This window comes from Nocardiopsis gilva YIM 90087, from assembly GCF_002263495.1.
GTDB lineage: Bacteria > Actinomycetota > Actinomycetes > Streptosporangiales > Streptosporangiaceae > Nocardiopsis_C > Nocardiopsis_C gilva.
The window spans coordinates 1,903,376-1,919,274 of the sequence record NZ_CP022753.1 but is presented as its reverse complement, the minus strand read 5'-3'; the positions used below and the strand labels follow the sequence as shown (position 1 = coordinate 1,919,274).

Below are 15,899 nucleotides of genomic sequence, written 5' to 3'. Positions count from 1 at the left end.
GACGCCTGGTTTCTCCGCCCGACGGGAGCGGAATTCCACGATGCGGGGGCGGGCCAGGCGGCGCTCGCCGACCGTCTCAGACTCGGTCCGGCTCCAGCGTGCGCAGGGCCATCCACAGCTCGGCGCGGTAATCGGGGTCGTCGAGGTCCCCGGGGAGCAGTTCCCGGATCCGGGTGATCCGGTAGCGCAGCGTGTGCCGGTGGATCCCCAGCTCCTCCGACGCGGCGTCCCAGCGGCCGGCGGCGGCCAGGTAGGCGCGCAGCGACCGCATAAGATCGTCGGCGGAGCGATGGGACAGCAGCGGGGCCAGCAGGTCGTGGGCCAGCCGGGTCCCGGCCGGGGTGTCGACCAGGCCGAGGAACCCGCCGGGCAGGTCGGCCGCGCGCACCACCGGCCGACCGTCGCGCTGCGCCGCCTGCAGTGCCCGCTCGGCCTGGACGCGCGCCATGGGAAGGTCGCGGTAGCCGACCGGTCCACCCACGCCGACGGGCGCGCCGGTCAGCCGGGCCACGGCGCCGCCCGGATCGGTGTCCTCGGTGGCCAGCACCACGAGTCGGTCGTCGAGTTCCGCCACAAGGCAGCCGTCCAGGGCCGGGTCGCGCAACACGCCCTCCCCGGGAGCCGCCGCGGCGAGCGCCACGACCACAGGTTCGGTGGGAAGAGCCGCGAGCAATCGCGCCGATGCCGCGCGATCCACCTCGATCGCCCCGTCGAGCAGGGCCTCCAGCAGGCCGCCGCGCAGCCCCTCACCTCGCCCGGGGGCGGTGCGCTCCAGTTCCAGGGAGAGCAGTGACGCCGCCGCGTTGACCAGGGTCCGCTCATCGGCTCCGAGGCGCTGGGCGCCCCCGACGACGAGGAAGCCCTGGATCCGGCCGCCCACGCCCAGCGGCTGCACCGAGGCGGTCTCCCCGCCGGACGCCACCGACGCACCGGCGCGCTGCCGGGCCTGCCGCAGGCGGCGCACCTCCCCCGCCAGCTCCAGAGCGCGCTCCGCGGCCGCGGCGGGGACGGCGTGCCGGGGCGTGCCGTCGGGGGCGAGCAGCAGCAGCCAGTCGCCGACCTCCCCGGCGAGGCGGTCGACGATGGCCTCGGCGCCGCGCAGAGCCGCCTGGGTGAGCCTGCGCTGAGCGGCGAACGCGCGACTCAGGCCCTCGTAGGACTCCTTGGCCAGCAGCCGGGAGACCTCCTTGCCGACGGCGATGAACGGGGTCGGCCGGGGCACCTCGACGAGCGGGAGGCCGAGTTCGCGGGCGGCGTCCACGAGGTCGGCGGGGACGTCGTCGTGCGCCACGCCGCTACCGAAGCCCAGGCCAGTGACCTCGCGTCGGACCAGCCGCCGCACGTAGTCGCGGGTGGCGTCGGCGCCCGCGGCCCAGCGCACGCCGGTGGTGAGGACGAGCTCGCCGCCCTCCAGGTAGGGGGTGGGGTCGGTGAGCTCGCTGACGGCGACCCAGCGCACCTCGCGGTCGAGCCGGTCGTCCCCGGCGAGCAGCCGCAGCTGCAGGCGGGGCGTGCGCAGCAGGGCGCCGAGTGTGGGCGGCACGGAAACCCCCGATTACCACATTGGCCAAGAACTCCCCTGATCTTATCCACTGCGGAGATAACCGGACCGGTCCGCGCACCGTAGGGTCGAGCCGACTCGCGTACTTGAGGGAGGACTGCCCATGGCCACGACGGAGATCGCCCAGGCCCGCCGGATCGTCACCGAGATCCCCGGACCGAAATCGCGCGCACTGCAGGAGCGCCGCCAGCAGGCGGTGGCCCAGGGGGTGGGCAGTGTCCTGCCCGTCTACGTACAGCGGGCGGGCGGCGGGATCGTCGAGGACATCGACGGCAACGCCCTCATCGACTTCGGCTCCGGCATCGCCGTGACCAACGTGGGCAACGCCGACCCGCGGGTGGTGGAGCGGGCGACCGAGCAGCTGTCGCGCTTCACCCACACCTGCTTCATGGTCAACCCCTACGAGGGCTATGTGGAGGTGTGCGAGGCGCTCAACCGCGTCACCCCCGGCGACCACGAGAAGCGGTCCATCCTGCTCAACTCCGGCGCCGAGGCGGTGGAGAACGCGGTGAAGATCGCGCGCAGCGCCACCGGGCGGCAGGCGGTGGTCGTGTTCGACCACGCCTACCACGGCCGGACCAACCTCACCATGGCGCTGACCGCCAAGAACATGCCCTACAAGCAGGGGTTCGGCCCGTTCGCGGGCGAGGTGTACCGGATGCCGATGGCCTACCCGTTCCGGTGGCCGACCGGCCCGGAGAACTGCGGGCCCGAGGCGGCCCAGCAGGCCGTCGACCAGATCACCAAGCAGATCGGCGCGCAGAACGTGGCCGCGGTGCTCATCGAGCCGATTCAGGGTGAGGGCGGCTTCATCGAGCCCGGCCCGGGCTTCCTGCCCGAGCTGGCGGAGTTCTGCCGGGCCAACGGCATCGTCTTCATCGCCGACGAGGTGCAGACCGGGTTCGCCCGCACCGGGCAGATGTTCGCCTGCGAGCACGAGGGTGTCGTGCCGGACCTGATCACGACGGCCAAGGGCATCGCCGGCGGCCTCCCGCTGGCCGCGGTGACCGGGCGGGCCGACCTGATGGACGCCGTGCACGCCGGTGGACTGGGCGGCACGTACGGCGGCAACCCGGCGGCCTGCGCCGCCGCACTGGCCGCCCTGGAGGCCATCGAGTCGGCGGACCTCGCCGGACGGGCGCGCGCCATCGGCGCGACGATGCTGGAGCGGCTGCGCGCGCTGGCCGACAAGCACGACATCATCGGCGACGTGCGCGGGCGCGGCGCCATGATCGCGATCGAGCTGGTGAAGGGCGGCGGGGACCTGAGCCCGGCGACCGACGCCGTCGCCGAGGTCATGCGCTACTGCCACTCCCAGGGGCTGGTGCTGCTGACCGCGGGCACCTACGGCAACGTCATCCGGATGCTTCCGCCGCTGGTGATCGGCGACGACCTGCTCGACGAGGGGCTGTCCATCCTGGAGGAGGCGTTCGCCCGGCTGTAGCGGCCGCTTCCCTCATCTCGTCTCCACTTTTCTCTCTCGTCCTTCCCTGACAGCGGTGGGGTGTCCGCAGCGGCTGCGGGCACCCCACCGTTTTGCCACGATGGGACGGAGCCGACAGGGCCCACCGGTGCGGCCCGCCGATGTGTGAGGGAGCTGGAGCATGGTGCACGTCGCCGTGGGGCAATTCGCCCCCGGAGAGGACAAGAAGGAGAACCTCGCTACGGTTGGCGGGATGGTGGCCGAGGCCGCGGAGCAGGGGGCCCGGGTGGTGCTGCTCCCGGAGTACGCGATGTTCACCGCGCCCCGGATCGACCGCCGGTTCGTCGCGGCGGCCGAGCCGCTCGACGGCCCGTTCGCCTCCGGCCTGGCCGAGCTCGCCGAACGCCACGGCGTGCACGTCGTGGCCGGTGTGCTGGAGGGCCGGCCGGACGCCGAGCGGTTCCGCAACGCGCTGGTGGCCGTGGCACCCGACGGAATGATCTCCGCGACCTACCGCAAGCTGCACCTGTACGACGCGTTCGGGATGACCGAGTCGGAGGTCGTGGAGCCCGGGGAGATCGACGAGCCCGAGACGTTCGCCGTCGACGGCCTCACCTTCGGCCTGCAGACCTGCTATGACCTGCGCTTCCCCGAGGTCACCCGACGGATCGCCGACGCGGGGGCCGACGTGCTGCTGCTCGCGGCGGACTGGGTCCCGGGGCCGTTGAAGGAGGACCACTGGGTCACCCTCGCCCGGGCGCGCGCCATCGAGAACACCATGTACGTGGCGGCCGCCGGGCAGAACGCTCCCACGGGCGCGGGCAACAGCATGATCATCGATCCCATGGGGACCCCGATCGTCGCGTTGGGTGAACAGACCGCGATAGCGGTTGGCCGGATCACAGAAGAGCGGGTGGCAGAAGTCCGCGCCAAAAACCCGGCTCTCCGGCTGCGGCGTTTCACCGTCGCTCCGAGGCGATAGGGCATAGCGGACAATTTACGCGTTCTATGACGCTCTTGGTCAGGTCATTACCGCTATTGCTACCGAGAGTTATTCTCGGTAAGCTCATAGTCACGAAAATCGGACCGAGCTATTCCGATCGCAGAGCGTTTCTGGTTCAATAAGAGCCCGAATCGAGAGGCCCGCCAGACTGTCCTCAACCACGGGGGGAGCAAGGACGTTGAGCGGTCTGAGCATCATGCGCCCATCGGACGCAGCGAATGCAGACACAGCCACAACCGAGAGGTACATCTTCGATCCAGGGTCGCTGAGCACCGCACAGATCATGGGGGAAGCCTGTGCGATCTGCCATGTGAAGTGGCCACGACCCCGAAATCCACTGGGCGAACTGCCCGAGGGTCACGAAGTCTACGGATGCGAGGAGTGCGCCGGAATCGTCGAGGCGCACACGGCCCGTTCGATGGAGCACGCACTGGCGATCCACTGACGAACGGTCCGCAGCGGCCTTTACAGCACCGAACGTGAGGGTCACGCCCTTTTCAAGGGGGTCAAAAACGTTCGGAGCCACGGGCCGAAAGCGGGGAAACCCAGGTGACCGCAAGGCCACCCCACCGATAACCGAAATATCGGGGCGAGGACGCTCCGGGTCCAGGGGGAGACAGGACCCGGAGCGCCTCGGCCGACGCACCCGCTTCCATGGGGGGAGGAGGGGAAATGAGTACGTCTTCCCTGATCGGCTCATGAGCGCCAGCCCACGGCACCGGCCAGCGGTGTCGCGGGGTGACGAACCGGTGCCCACCTTACTCCCTAACGCGCTCTGCGGTCCGTGAACGCGCCATTTCGATGGCGAATAACCCGCATTGCGGGTCGGGCGGTGATCAACCGTTGGTGGGGAAACCCAGATTCACCCCGCCGTGACTGGGGTCGAGCCAGCGCGCGGTGACGGCCTTGGTCCGCGTGTAGAAGTGCACGCCCTCGGTACCGTGCGCGTGCGAATCCCCGAACAGCGACGACTTCCACCCGCCGAAGGAGTAGAACGCCATCGGCACTGGGATGGGCACGTTGATCCCGACCATCCCCACCTCGACCTCGTTCTGGAAGCGCCGCGCGGCGCCGCCGTCGTTGGTGAAGATCGCCGTGCCGTTCCCGTATGGATTGGCATTGACCAGATCCAGTGCAGCGTCATAGGTGGGCGCCCGCAGCAGGCTCAGCACCGGGCCGAAGATCTCGTCGCGGTAGCAGCCCATCTCCGGCGTGACGTGGTCGAGCAGCGACGGACCGAGCCAGAACCCGCCGTTCTCACCGCTGAGCACGGGGTGGACCCGGCCGTCGATCGCCAGCGTCGCCCCCTCGCGCACCCCCGACTCCAGGTAGGAGGCCACCTTGTCGCGGTGCGGACCGGTCACCAGCGGCCCCATCTCACTGCGCTCGTCGTCGCCGGGTCCCACCCGCAACCGGGCCACCCGATCCTTGACGCGCTCCACCAGGTCGTCGGCGATGCTCTCGACGGCGACCACGGCCGAGATCGCCATGCACCGCTCCCCCGCCGAGCCGAATCCGGCCGAGACGGCGGCGTCCGCCGCGAGGTCGAGGTCGGCGTCGGGCAGCACCACCATGTGGTTCTTGGCGCCGCCCAGCGCCTGCACCCGCTTGCCGTGGCGGGCGGCGGTCTCGTAGATGTAGCGGGCGATGGGGGTGGAGCCGACGAAGCTGACCGCCTTGACGTCGTCGTGCTCCAGAATCCCGTCCACCGCGGCCTTGTCTCCGTGCACCACGTTGAACACGCCCTCGGGCAGGCCCGCCTCGGCCCACAGCTCGGCGAGCAGCACCGCCGCCGACGGGTCCTTCTCACTGGGCTTGAGCACGAAGGTGTTGCCGCAGGCGATGGCGATGGGGAACATCCACATCGGCACCATGGCCGGGAAGTTGAACGGGGTGATCCCCGCGACGACGCCCAGCGGCTGCAGGATCGAGTACGCGTCGACCTTGGTCGAGACGTTCTCCGAGTAGCCGCCCTTGAGCAGGTGCGGAATGCCGCAGGCGAACTCCACGACCTCCAGACCGCGGGAGACCTCACCGAAGGCGTCGGAGACCACCTTGCCGTGTTCGGCGCTGATCGTCCGGGCCAACTTCTCTCGATTGGCGTGCAGAAGCTCGCGGAACCGGAAGAGCACCGCGGCGCGCTTGGTCACCGAGGTGTCGCGCCAGGCGGGAAACGCGGCGCGGGCGGCCGCCACGGCGGCGTCGACCTCGGCGGCCCCGGCGAAGTCGACCGTCCCGGCGACCTCGCCGGTGGCCGGGTTGTAGATGTCGCCGCGTCGCTCGGCGGTTCCGGCGAACGGCTTGCCGTCGATCCAGTGCGTGACGTGCTTACTCATCTCAAGACGACCTTTTCTTGTCTGCTGGCTGCTGGGATGGGGACCGGGGAAGGGCGGGCGCTCAGGCGCTGCGCACCTTGGTGTCCACCGCGGTGACGGTGTCGATGAGGATGTCCCGCCCTTCGCGGGCGTCCTCCTCGTTCAGCGTCAGCGGCGGCGCCATGCGCAGGACGTTGTTGTGCACCCCGCCCTGCCCGACGAGCAGGCCGCGCTCGCGGGCGCCCTCCAGCACGGCGCCGGCCAGCGCGGGAGCGGGCGCGCCGCTGACCGGGTCGACCATCTCGATGGCGAACATCAGGCCCTTGCCGCGCACATCGGCGACGCTGGACAGGTCGGTGAGCGGGCGCAGCCCCTCCATGATGAGCGCGCCCCTGCGAGCGGCGTTGCCCTGCAGGTCGTGGTCGAGGACGTAGTCGAGGGTGGCGTTGGCCGCCGCCATGGATACGGGGTTGCCGCCGAAGGTGGCGACCCCCTTGGCCGTGAGCCCGTCCATCAGGTCGCCGCGCGCCACCACGCCGCCGACCGCGAACCCGTTGCCCAGACCCTTGGCGAACGTCATGACGTCGGGGGTCACCCCGTGGTTGCCGATGCCGAAGAAGCTGGAGCCGGTGCGGCCCCACCCGGTCTGGACCTCGTCGGCGATGAACAGGATGCCGTGCTCGTCCAGAACCTCCTTGTACGCGGCGAGCAGCCCCTCAGGGGCCATGGCGAACCCCCCGACGCCCTGGATCGGTTCGGCGATCATGCAGGCGACATCGGGGGCGGTGGCGGTGACGAGGACATCGCGCAGGTCGGCGACGCAGGCGTCGATGTACTCGGCGTCCGACATCCCGCGGAACGCGGGGGCGGCCTGGTCGGTGCCGTGCAGGTAGTGCACGTTGAGCGGGGAGAGCGAGGAGTTCTTCCAGCCCCGGTTGCCGGTGACGGCGACGGTGCCGTACGACCGGCCGTGGTAGCTGTTGCGCAGCGCGAGCACCTGGTCGGTGCCGCGGGCGCAGGTGGCGAGCAACAGTGCGGTCTCGTTCGCCTCCGTACCGGAGTTGGTGAAGAACACCTTCGCGTCGGGGATACCGGAGAGGCGGGCGATCTTCTCGGCCAGCTCGACCTGGCCGCGCAGCAGGTAGAGGGTGGAAGTGTGCACGACACCCGTGGCGATCTGGCGCTCCACGGCCTCGCGGACCTCGGCGATGTCGTAGCCGAGCATGTTGGTCACGATTCCGCAGAAGAAGTCCAGGTAGGTGCGGCCTTCGGCGTCGGTGACGCGGGACCCCGAGCCGCTGGTGATCTCGATGGGCGTCTCGTAGTAGAGGGACAGCCAGGACGGCATGACAGCGCGGTGACGAGCGAGAAGTTCCGACATGACCTCAGTCTCACGCTCCGTGCCCTGGATTGACCAGCGTCACACTGTTGATTTCGCGTGGGGGGATCTGACACGCTGTCAATTCGCCACTGACGCAGAGTGAAGAACCACCCGGGTCCTGTGACGAATGACCATGAATCGGGGCATCGCGGCCCGCATTCGCGGCCATGCGCCGCATGACGCGGCATCACCCTGTAAAGCGTCGCGTGGCCGCCCTGACGTGCCGATCTAGACTGATGCCGTGCTGCCCACCCTTGCCGACGTGCTCCGCCTGCCCGCGCTCCAGCGCGCCCGCCCCAAGGTCGTGGCCGGTGCCAAGCACCTGGACACGCAGGTGCGATGGGTGCATATCGCCGAGGTCACCGACCTCGCCCACCTGCTGCGCGGTGGTGAGCTCGTGCTCACCACCGGCATCGCGATGCCCGACTCCCCCGAGGAGCTGCGGCGCTATGTCGAGGACCTGGCCGCCGTCGGGGTGAGCGGCATCGCCGTCGAGCTGGGCCGCAAGTACCCCTCCGAGACCGATCTGCCCAAGGCGCTGCTGGACGCCGCCACCGAGACGGGCATCCCGATCGTCTCGCTGGAGCGCGAGACGCGGTTCGTCGAGATCACCGAGGCCGTGCACATCCGGGTGGTCAACGAGCAGCTGGAGGAGCTGCGCGAGTCCGAGCGGCTGCACGAGGTCTTCACCCAGCTGTCGGTCGAGGGCGCGCGTCCCGCGCATGTGCTCCGGGAGGTGGCGCATCTGTCCGGCTGCCCGGTCGTGCTGGAGAACCTCGCCCACCAGGTGCTCGCCTGCGACCTCAACGGCGAGGACCCGGCCACCGTCCTCGCCTCCTGGGAGAGCCGCTCGCGGGCGGTGCGCGGCGGCCAGCGGACCGTGCACGACCCGGCCACCGGATGGCTGGTCACCATGGTGGGCGCGCGCGGCCAGGACTGGGGGCGCCTGATCCTCGTCTGCGGCGCCTCCCCGGCGCCGCGGCAGACCATGCTCGTGGAGCGGGCGGCGACCACGCTGGCGCTGGGCCGCCTCCTGGAGCGCCACCAGGAGAGCCTGGAGCGCCAGACGCACCGCACCATCATCGCCGGCATCGTGGACCGCTCCTACTCCGACCCGGAGGAGGCCCTGGTCCGTGCCCGCGCCGTGGGGGTGCCGCTGGCCGGTCGCCACCTCATCGGTCTGGTCCTGCGCCTCCGAGAGGGCGGAACCGGCCTGGCGGCGCAGGCCCGGCTCGCCGACACCGCCGAAGGGGCCGCGCGTGCCTGCCGCGAACTGCGACTGCCCGCTCTCGTCGGTTCACTCGACGACCTGCGCGTGGGCATCCTGCTCGCGCTCGCGCCCCAGGACGACCTGGACTCGTGGCTGCACCGGCTGGCCGACCGGATCCGCGACCGCGTCGGAAGCGCGAGCGTCCTCGCGGTCGGCTCGGGCACCGAGGACATCCGCGACGTGCGCCGCTCCTTCCTGGAGGCGCGCCAGGTGGGGGACGTCGCGGTCCACCAGGCCGACCAGCGGCCCTTCTACCGCCTCCCCGACCTGCACCTGCGCGGACTGCTCCACCTCTTCCGCGACGACGAGCGGCTGCAGACCTACGTCGAGCGCGAGCTGGGCCAGCTGCTGGCGTACGACGACCGCCACTCCAGCGACCTGACCGATATGCTCCGCCACTACCTGGCGGCGGGGCGGAACAAGGCGCTGGCGGCGTCACGCGCCCACCTCTCCCGACCGGCGTTCTACGAGCGGCTGCGCAGAATCTCCCACGTCCTGGACGCCGACCTGGAGTCGGTGGAGACCTGCCTGTCCCTCCACGTCGCCCTCCTGTCGTTGGACTCGGTCCGCGACCGCCTCTCGCAGTAGCCGACGGACGACATGGAATACTGCACCTAGCATTGATTCCGTCGCCAGCTGCGGCCGATTCAACCAATTCCTTGCTTCACACCCGCAAGAACTATCCATAACGAATACCTCATGCACAGCTCGGAGGAGCACGTGACCGACAAGGGCGACCCCCAGCCGTCGGGCCGGAAGAACAACTCCGGTCCCGCGCTCGACGACACCGCCAAGCGCATCATCGAGCAGCTGCAGGAGGACGGGCGCCGCTCGTACGCGGCCATCGGCAAGGCCGTCGGCCTCTCGGAGGCGGCGGTGCGCCAGCGCGTGCAGCGCCTGCTGGAGACCGGGGTGGTCCAGGTCGTGGGCGTCACCGATCCGATGATGCTGGGCTTCAGCCGCCAGGCCATGATCGGCGTCAAGTGCAACGGCGACCTCAACGAGGCCGCTGACGAGCTCGCCGAGGTAGCGGGCGTGGAATACGTGGTGATCACCGCGGGCTCCTTCGACCTCCTGGTGGAGGTCGTGGCCGCGGACGACGAGCAGCTGCTGGAAGTCCTCACCCAGATCCGTGCGGTGCCCAGCGTCACGGGGACGGAGAGCTTCCTCTATTTGAAGCTGCGCAAGCAAACCTACGCCTGGGGGACGCGGTAGGCCCCGCCCGCGCCGCCGGGGGTCGAAGGGGGTCGCCCCCCTGGGCTAGTACCGCTCTATCTGAAGCTGCGCAAGCAAACCTACGCCTGGGGGACGCGGTAGGCCCCGGCGGGCACTGGGCCCGTCAGCCGGGCAGGAACGCCATGACCGTGCCCGGCGCGTAGACGAGCAGCAGGAAACGCACCGTCCGCGTCACCATGGTGACGACGACGAACGACCACAGCGGCATGCGCACGGTTCCCGCCAACACCGCGATGACCATGAAGGGCGGAATGCTGGAGAAGGAGCTGACGCCCAGGAGGCCCGCCGCCCACCAGGGACGCCCCTCGGCCTTGGTCCGCCACTGGGCCATCCGCGCGCTCCAGCGGCTCGGGGTCTCCGATCGCCGCTTCAGCCAGGGGATGTCGAGCACGCCCTTGCCGAGGTAGTAGTAGACGATCTTGCCGAGCGTCTGGCCGAGCCCGGCCGCCACCGCCATCGCGAACAGCGCGCCATCGCCCATCAGCGTGGCCGCGCCCAGCAGGTACAGCTCCACGTTGAGGAACGGCAGCAGCGCCGAGACCAGGCCGAAGCCGAAGGCCAGAGCGGTCTCGGTCACGTCCGGCCTTCCTCAGGAGCGGTCTGGCGGGCGCGGCGGATCGTCGCCGCCTAGTTCTCGGCGGCGGCGGCGAGCTGGCCGCAGGCCCCGTCGATCTCCTGTCCGCGGGTGTCGCGGATGGTGACCGAGACGCCGTGTGACTCCAAACGGCGGACGAACTCGTGCTCGTCCTCAGGGCGCGACGCGGTCCACTTCGACCCGGGGGTCGGGTTCAGCGGGATCAGGTTGACGTGCACCAGCTTGCCCTTGAGCAGACGGCCCAGCAGATCGGCGCGCCAGGCCTGATCGTTGATGTCGCGGATGAGCGCGTACTCGATCGACACCCGGCGGCCGGTCGTCGCGGCGTACTTCCAGGCGGAGTCGAGCACCTCCGAGACCTTCCACCGGTTGTTGACCGGCACGAGTTCATCGCGCAGCTCGTCATCGGGAGCGTGCAGCGAGATGGCCAGGCGCACCTGCATGCGCTCTGCGGTCAGCTTCTCGACGGCCGGGACCAGGCCGACAGTGGAGACGGTGACGCCGCGCTGCGAGATGCCGAGCCCACCGGGGACCGGGTCGGTGATGCGGCGCACGGATTCGAGCACCCGGCGGTAGTTGGCCAGCGGCTCGCCCATGCCCATGAAGACGATGTTGCTGATGCGTCCCGGGCCGCCCGCAACCTCGCCGCGCTCCAGGTCGCGCGCGACGGACACGATCTGGTCGACGATCTCGCCAGTAGACAGGTTACGGGTGAGGCCGTTCTGTCCCGTCGCGCAGAACGGGCAGTTCATGCCGCAGCCGGCCTGGGAGGACACGCACAGCGTGACGCGGTCGGGGTAGCGCATCAGCACCGACTCGAAGAGGACACCGTCGAAGGCGCGCCACAGCGTCTTGCGGGTCATGCCGTTGTCGCAGGTGATGTGCTTGACCGGTGTGAGCAGCTTCGGCAGCAGCGCCTCACCGAGTCGTTCGCGGGATTCGGCGGGGAGATCGGTCATCGCCGAGGTGTCCGATTCCAGGTGGCCGAAGTAGTGCTGGGCCAGCTGCTTGGCGCGGAAGGGCTTCTCTCCGAGCTTGGTGACGGCGGTGCGGCGCTCCTCCGGGCTGAGGTCGGCGAGGTGCCGCGGCGGCTTGGCACGGCGCGGGGCGACGAAGGTGAGCTCGGCAGGCATGCAGGTCCTAGAAGGATCTTGGGCGACAGGGTTCGGGCGGGGTGGCCGCATGGTCCGCGATTCGGCGGCCATTTGGGGCCTCTGAGATGCGGCACCGCCCGTCAGGGCATTACGGTTCATGCTATGCGACGCGTGGACACTGTCGTGCGGTGGCGGCGGTGACGGTGGCTGAGGTCGGGAGGTCAGTTGAGCGGAACGCACATCCTGCTGGACCAGTTCAGCCCGTACCGCAGCCGCCGCGTCATCGTCGAGTGCGACTCCCGGACCACGGCGGCCTACCTGCTCGACGCCCGTGACCGGATCCGCGTGCCGGTGTGGCTCGCTAACCACGAGATGGCCCCGGAGACCAGCGACCCCAGCGGCCTGTACGAGGGGCAGGCCCCGCTGATGCCCGCCGCGCACACCAAACACCCCCAGGGCCACGCCCGCTTCGACCCCGAACAGCTGCGCGTGGTGTGGTTCGAGGAGGGCGACGGGCTGGCGCTGCTCGACAACGACGGCCTCCTCGCGGTCATCCCCGGATGGGCCGAGGCCGACAGCGGCCTTCCCGGCTACGCCCGCGAGGCGATCGGCCGCAGCCCGTATGCCTGGGCACTCGACCCGGAGGCGGACCGGCTGTGGCCACGCGTGGTCCACGCCGAGGCCTACTGGGACTGGAGAGCGGTCCCCGGCGCCTGGCGCAGCGTCCAGCGCGCCGTGTTCAACCACCTCAACAGATGCGTGGGCACGGCCGGCCACTACTGGGACGTCTCCGACGGCCATGCCCCCCTGATCCGCGTCTCCGAACGCCCTCCCGAAGGGAACCGGCCCTTCACGATCCTCAGCACGGTCGGCATGTGCGGCCAGAGAATGCCCACACTCGACCGCTACATGGCCGACACCTCCCCCTACGCCCGCATCGAACTGGCCTTGGCCACCACCCGCCCCGCCCACGAGGCCGCCCGCATCTTCCGCTGGATCGGCGCCTTCCCCTGGCGCGCCGTCACCTGGTTCGGCACCGGCCACAGCGTCAAGTGGCTGGACAACCTCGAAGACCGCGCCGTCCGCGGCACCAACACCGCCGTCCTCCTCATCGCCGACCCGACCCCACTGTCGGCCCCGGAAGGCCACCTCCCACCCAACACCTCGGGCCTCACCTTCCACGGCGACCCGGTCCACTGGCTCTGGATCGTCCCCATCACCCGCCCCGAACACCTCTTCGCCAAGGAACACGACGCCGCCACCCTCATCGACAAACTCGCGGCGGAAGGACGCAGCTGGGTGCTGGGGTAGCGGCGATATAGGCCTGGACGGGCCTTTTTCTTTCCCACTTCTCTCCGATGTGCCGGAGCTGGATTCGCGTCGGCGGCTCGCTCCCAACGCACCACCTCGGTCGAGCCTCCACAAGCAGCGCCGAGGTCGGAGGGGGCTGGGGGCGCCGGTTCTCATGGGGGTGGGGGCTGGGCCGGGGGCGCGGCGGCGGTCCGCTGGCCATGAATCCTCCCGGTAGGGGCGGGCTGGGGAAAAGCGGCAGCGACGGCCGATAGCGCCGGGGGGCGCCCCTGTCGGCTACCGGATCCGGCGGTGCCCGGGGGCGGGAAAGCGCTCTCTGTGTGCCCGTTTTGTCCGCACCTCCGTTGATCTCGGGGATATCGACCGAATATTGGCAACTATTCGGTCGATATCCCCGAGATCAACGGATCTACCCAGCGCTGACCATGACAAACAGGACAAAGCACTCACCTCTTCCCGCCTTGCCGCCTCATCGCAGGACCCTCGGGCGATGATCACGGGAATTCTGTCGATTTCCGGCCGATTTTCGACAGGATTCCCATGATCATCGCTGGGAACTTGTGGCAAACAAGGCATACCCGGCACCCGGCAGCCCGCATGGCCCGCCCGGGAGCCGATAGGAGGCGCCCCACCCTCTCCGCCGTCGCTGCCCCCGCCGCTCCCCTGGGAGGTGCACGGCATTGCGGGCCGCCGCCCCGCCCGGCCGCATCCCCGACGCGACCGGCGCGCCCGGCCCCCACCGCCCTCGGTGCCGCTTTCCCCACAGAACACCGGGAAGACAACCGCCGACAAGGCCGCACAGCAGACCCCTCCCCCCGCCCCCGCAGGCGGCGATCACGGGTATGCCGCTGACTCTGTCCGACTGTCCGAGGGATTACCGTGATCATCGAGGGAAAGCGGGACAAGCCGCGCGGTATCACCGCTCACCTTGTAGCCGGGAACCGATGGCCAGCGAACGGTCAGTACGACAGAGTCTTCCTCCGCAAACCAAGAATGGTCGATGCCCCTACCCCATACGACGTAGTCCCCCTGCTGGGACAGCAGAACACTGCGCTCTGGCAGTTCCACCCGGAAGCGCCCGCTGATGAGGACGAGCAGGGCCGTACGCTCCTCGCCGGTCACCCACTGCGCCCGCTCGTCGCCCTGCGCGTGGACACCCCACTTGATCTCGACGGCGTCGCTGTGGCGCGGGTCGGCGACGTTCTTGAAGTGGCCGAGCAGCCATCCTCGGTCCAGTGCCGCGTCCTCGCCCGCATTCCCCACATAAACGGTGTCGTCCATGTGTCCGGAAGGTAGCAGCCGACCGAATCGCTCCGTCGTCGGCGACGAGAAAATCCGTTGACTCTCGAATGCGGCCTCGCGCATGCTTCGTAGCCGTGCCCTCATCTCCCCCATATGAGTCGACCGCCATGGCGGGAGGGGAATGAACCTCCTTCCCGACGAACGGATCTCCATCACGGCGCCGCTGCGGCATCCCGCGTTTCGGGCGTTGGCCGCTGGGCGTGCTCTGATGTACTTCGGCAACGGCGTCGCGACCGTCGCGCTCGCGTTCGCCGTGCTTCAGGTCACCGGATCGCTGGTGTATCTCGGGTTGGTCGTGGGTGCCCGGTCATTGGCGAATGTGGCGCTGCTGCTGTTCGGCGGGGTGCTCGCCGACCGGTTTCCGCGGGATCTCATCCTGCGCGGCGGGTGTGCGCTTGCGGCTCTGTCGCAGGGGATGCTCGCGGCGAGTGTGCTGCTCGGGTTCGCGTCGCTCCCGGTGATGATCGTGCTGAGCCTGGTCAATGGAGCTGCGGCGGCCGCGAACCTGCCCGCCGCGGCCGCGCTGACCCCGCAGACGGTGCCCCCTGCGCTGCTGCGTCCGGCCAACGCGCTGGTGCGGATCGGGGTGCACATCGGCATGTTCGTCGGGATGTCCGCGGCGGCGGGCATGGCGGATCTGTTCGGTCCCGGGTGGGCACTCGCCGTCAACGCCCTGGTCTTCGTCCTGGCCGCGCTCTGCTTTCTCCTCCTTCGGCTGCCGCCTGCGGCCGGTCGCGCTGAGGAGCGCGCCGACGTGCTGCGGGATCTGCGCGAGGGGTGGGGCGAGGTGGTCGCTCGGCCCTGGGTGTGGGTCGTCGTACTGCAGTTCATGGTCGTCAACGCCACGTGGTCGGGAACGGTGGCGGTGCTCGGTCCGGCGGTCGCCGACGCCTCGTTCGGCCGCACGGTCTGGGGGCTGGTGCTCGCGACGAACAGCATCGGCATGCTCCTGGGCGGGGTGCTGGCCGCCCGGTGGCAGCCGCGGCGGGCACTGGTCTTCGGTGTGGCCCTCGCGGCCCTCGACGCGCTGCCGCTGACGGTGCTCGGGACGGGGACGGGGATCCCGTTCCTGTTCGCCTCGATGTTCGTGGCCGGGGTCGCGATGGAGCAGTTCGGCGTGGCGTGGGAAGTCTCGATGCAGCAGAACATTCCACCGGACAAGCTCTCGCGTGTCTACTCCTACGACGCGCTCGGGTCGTTCATCGCGATGCCGCTCGGCGAGGTCGCGGTCGGACCGATCGCCACGGTCGTGGGACTTGAGGCGACGCTGGTGGGGATGGCAGTACTCACCGTCCTGGCGACGGGCGGTGCGCTGGGCAGCAGGAGTGTTCGCGGACTGACCAGGGTGTGACACGCGTGGGGCGGAGCGCGATCCGCGCCCCGCCCCAGCTGCTACCGCTTGAAGGTG

The 15,899-nt window shown here is 70.1% G+C and carries 13 protein-coding genes; 7 read left to right on the top strand and 6 right to left on the bottom strand.

Features of this window, described 5'->3' with window-relative positions; all coding sequences use genetic code 11:
• Nucleotides 1-76: 76 nt before the first annotated feature.
• Nucleotides 77-1,543 carry a PucR family transcriptional regulator gene (locus CDO52_RS09035; RefSeq protein ID WP_017617477.1) on the bottom strand — a complete coding sequence of 489 codons (1,467 nt, stop codon included), beginning with the start codon at nt 1,541-1,543 and terminating at the stop codon, nt 77-79.
• Nucleotides 1,544-1,664: 121 nt separating this feature from the next.
• Here CDO52_RS09035 and gabT point away from each other — a divergent pair, with 121 nt between their 5' ends.
• The 3 genes from gabT to CDO52_RS28645 all read left to right on the top strand — a co-directional run bounded on the left by gabT (nt 1,665) and on the right by CDO52_RS28645 (nt 4,432).
• A complete protein-coding gene (gabT, locus tag CDO52_RS09030; protein ID WP_094932312.1) occupies nt 1,665-3,005 on the top strand; it encodes a 4-aminobutyrate--2-oxoglutarate transaminase in 1,341 nt (446 codons plus the stop codon).
• A 160-nt stretch (nt 3,006-3,165) separates the two neighbouring features.
• The gene (locus CDO52_RS09025) at nt 3,166-3,966 is read left to right on the top strand and encodes a carbon-nitrogen hydrolase family protein (protein WP_017617475.1); all 801 of its coding nucleotides are present in this window, start codon (nt 3,166-3,168) and stop codon (nt 3,964-3,966) included.
• A 217-nt stretch (nt 3,967-4,183) separates the two neighbouring features.
• Nucleotides 4,184-4,432, top strand: a complete 249-nt coding sequence (locus CDO52_RS28645; protein ID WP_083919738.1) for a hypothetical protein — start codon at nt 4,184-4,186, stop codon at nt 4,430-4,432.
• 391 nt (nt 4,433-4,823) lie between these two features.
• On the opposite strand, the gene CDO52_RS09015 is transcribed toward CDO52_RS28645, so the two are convergent.
• Nucleotides 4,824-6,323 carry a CoA-acylating methylmalonate-semialdehyde dehydrogenase gene (locus CDO52_RS09015; RefSeq protein WP_094932311.1) on the bottom strand — a complete coding sequence of 500 codons (1,500 nt, stop codon included), beginning with the start codon at nt 6,321-6,323 and terminating at the stop codon, nt 4,824-4,826.
• Nucleotides 6,324-6,384: 61 nt separating this feature from the next.
• Nucleotides 6,385-7,683 carry an aspartate aminotransferase family protein gene (locus CDO52_RS09010; protein ID WP_026125555.1) on the bottom strand — a complete coding sequence of 433 codons (1,299 nt, stop codon included), beginning with the start codon at nt 7,681-7,683 and terminating at the stop codon, nt 6,385-6,387.
• A gap of 241 nt (nt 7,684-7,924) precedes the next feature.
• Between CDO52_RS09010 and CDO52_RS09005 the strand changes: the two genes are divergently transcribed.
• Nucleotides 7,925-9,541: a PucR family transcriptional regulator gene (locus CDO52_RS09005; RefSeq protein WP_094932310.1), complete on the top strand. Its 1,617-nt coding sequence runs from the start codon at nt 7,925-7,927 to the stop codon at nt 9,539-9,541.
• Nucleotides 9,542-9,652: 111 nt separating this feature from the next.
• Nucleotides 9,653-10,168 carry an Lrp/AsnC family transcriptional regulator gene (locus tag CDO52_RS09000; RefSeq protein WP_017617472.1) on the top strand — a complete coding sequence of 172 codons (516 nt, stop codon included), beginning with the start codon at nt 9,653-9,655 and terminating at the stop codon, nt 10,166-10,168.
• Between the two features lie 124 nt (nt 10,169-10,292).
• Here CDO52_RS09000 and CDO52_RS08995 read toward each other — a convergent pair whose 3' ends face one another.
• Nucleotides 10,293-10,766 carry a VTT domain-containing protein gene (locus CDO52_RS08995; protein WP_017617471.1) on the bottom strand — a complete coding sequence of 158 codons (474 nt, stop codon included), beginning with the start codon at nt 10,764-10,766 and terminating at the stop codon, nt 10,293-10,295.
• Between the two features lie 50 nt (nt 10,767-10,816).
• Nucleotides 10,817-11,917 carry a 23S rRNA (adenine(2503)-C(2))-methyltransferase RlmN gene (rlmN, locus tag CDO52_RS08990; protein WP_017617470.1) on the bottom strand — a complete coding sequence of 367 codons (1,101 nt, stop codon included), beginning with the start codon at nt 11,915-11,917 and terminating at the stop codon, nt 10,817-10,819.
• A gap of 186 nt (nt 11,918-12,103) precedes the next feature.
• Between rlmN and CDO52_RS08985 the strand changes: the two genes are divergently transcribed.
• The gene (locus CDO52_RS08985) at nt 12,104-13,189 is read left to right on the top strand and encodes a suppressor of fused domain protein (RefSeq protein ID WP_017617469.1); all 1,086 of its coding nucleotides are present in this window, start codon (nt 12,104-12,106) and stop codon (nt 13,187-13,189) included.
• Between the two features lie 834 nt (nt 13,190-14,023).
• Here CDO52_RS08985 and CDO52_RS08980 read toward each other — a convergent pair.
• Entirely contained in the window at nt 14,024-14,470 is a 447-nt protein-coding gene (locus tag CDO52_RS08980; protein ID WP_017617468.1) for a cupin domain-containing protein, read from the bottom strand.
• Nucleotides 14,471-14,612: 142 nt separating this feature from the next.
• On the opposite strand from CDO52_RS08980, the gene CDO52_RS08975 reads away from it, so the two are divergent.
• The gene (locus CDO52_RS08975; RefSeq protein WP_017617467.1) at nt 14,613-15,842 is read left to right on the top strand and encodes an MFS transporter; all 1,230 of its coding nucleotides are present in this window, start codon (nt 14,613-14,615) and stop codon (nt 15,840-15,842) included.
• Nucleotides 15,843-15,899: the final 57 nt, after the last annotated feature.

Bases quoted from the DNA above. Each gene is read 5' to 3' on its own strand.
- CDO52_RS08975 (WP_017617467.1), top strand. From the start codon at position 14,613: ATGAACCTCCTTCCCGACGAACGGATCTCCATCACGGCGCCGCTGCGG.
- gabT (WP_094932312.1), top strand. From the start codon at position 1,665: ATGGCCACGACGGAGATCGCCCAGGCCCGCCGGATCGTCACCGAGATC.
- CDO52_RS09010 (WP_026125555.1), bottom strand. From the start codon at position 7,683: ATGTCGGAACTTCTCGCTCGTCACCGCGCTGTCATGCCGTCCTGGCTG.
- CDO52_RS09000 (WP_017617472.1), top strand. From the start codon at position 9,653: ATGCACAGCTCGGAGGAGCACGTGACCGACAAGGGCGACCCCCAGCCG.
- rlmN (WP_017617470.1), bottom strand. From the start codon at position 11,917: ATGCCTGCCGAGCTCACCTTCGTCGCCCCGCGCCGTGCCAAGCCGCCG.
- CDO52_RS08980 (WP_017617468.1), bottom strand. From the start codon at position 14,470: ATGGACGACACCGTTTATGTGGGGAATGCGGGCGAGGACGCGGCACTG.
- CDO52_RS09025 (WP_017617475.1), top strand. From the start codon at position 3,166: ATGGTGCACGTCGCCGTGGGGCAATTCGCCCCCGGAGAGGACAAGAAG.
- CDO52_RS09015 (WP_094932311.1), bottom strand. From the start codon at position 6,323: ATGAGTAAGCACGTCACGCACTGGATCGACGGCAAGCCGTTCGCCGGA.
- CDO52_RS28645 (WP_083919738.1), top strand. From the start codon at position 4,184: ATGCGCCCATCGGACGCAGCGAATGCAGACACAGCCACAACCGAGAGG.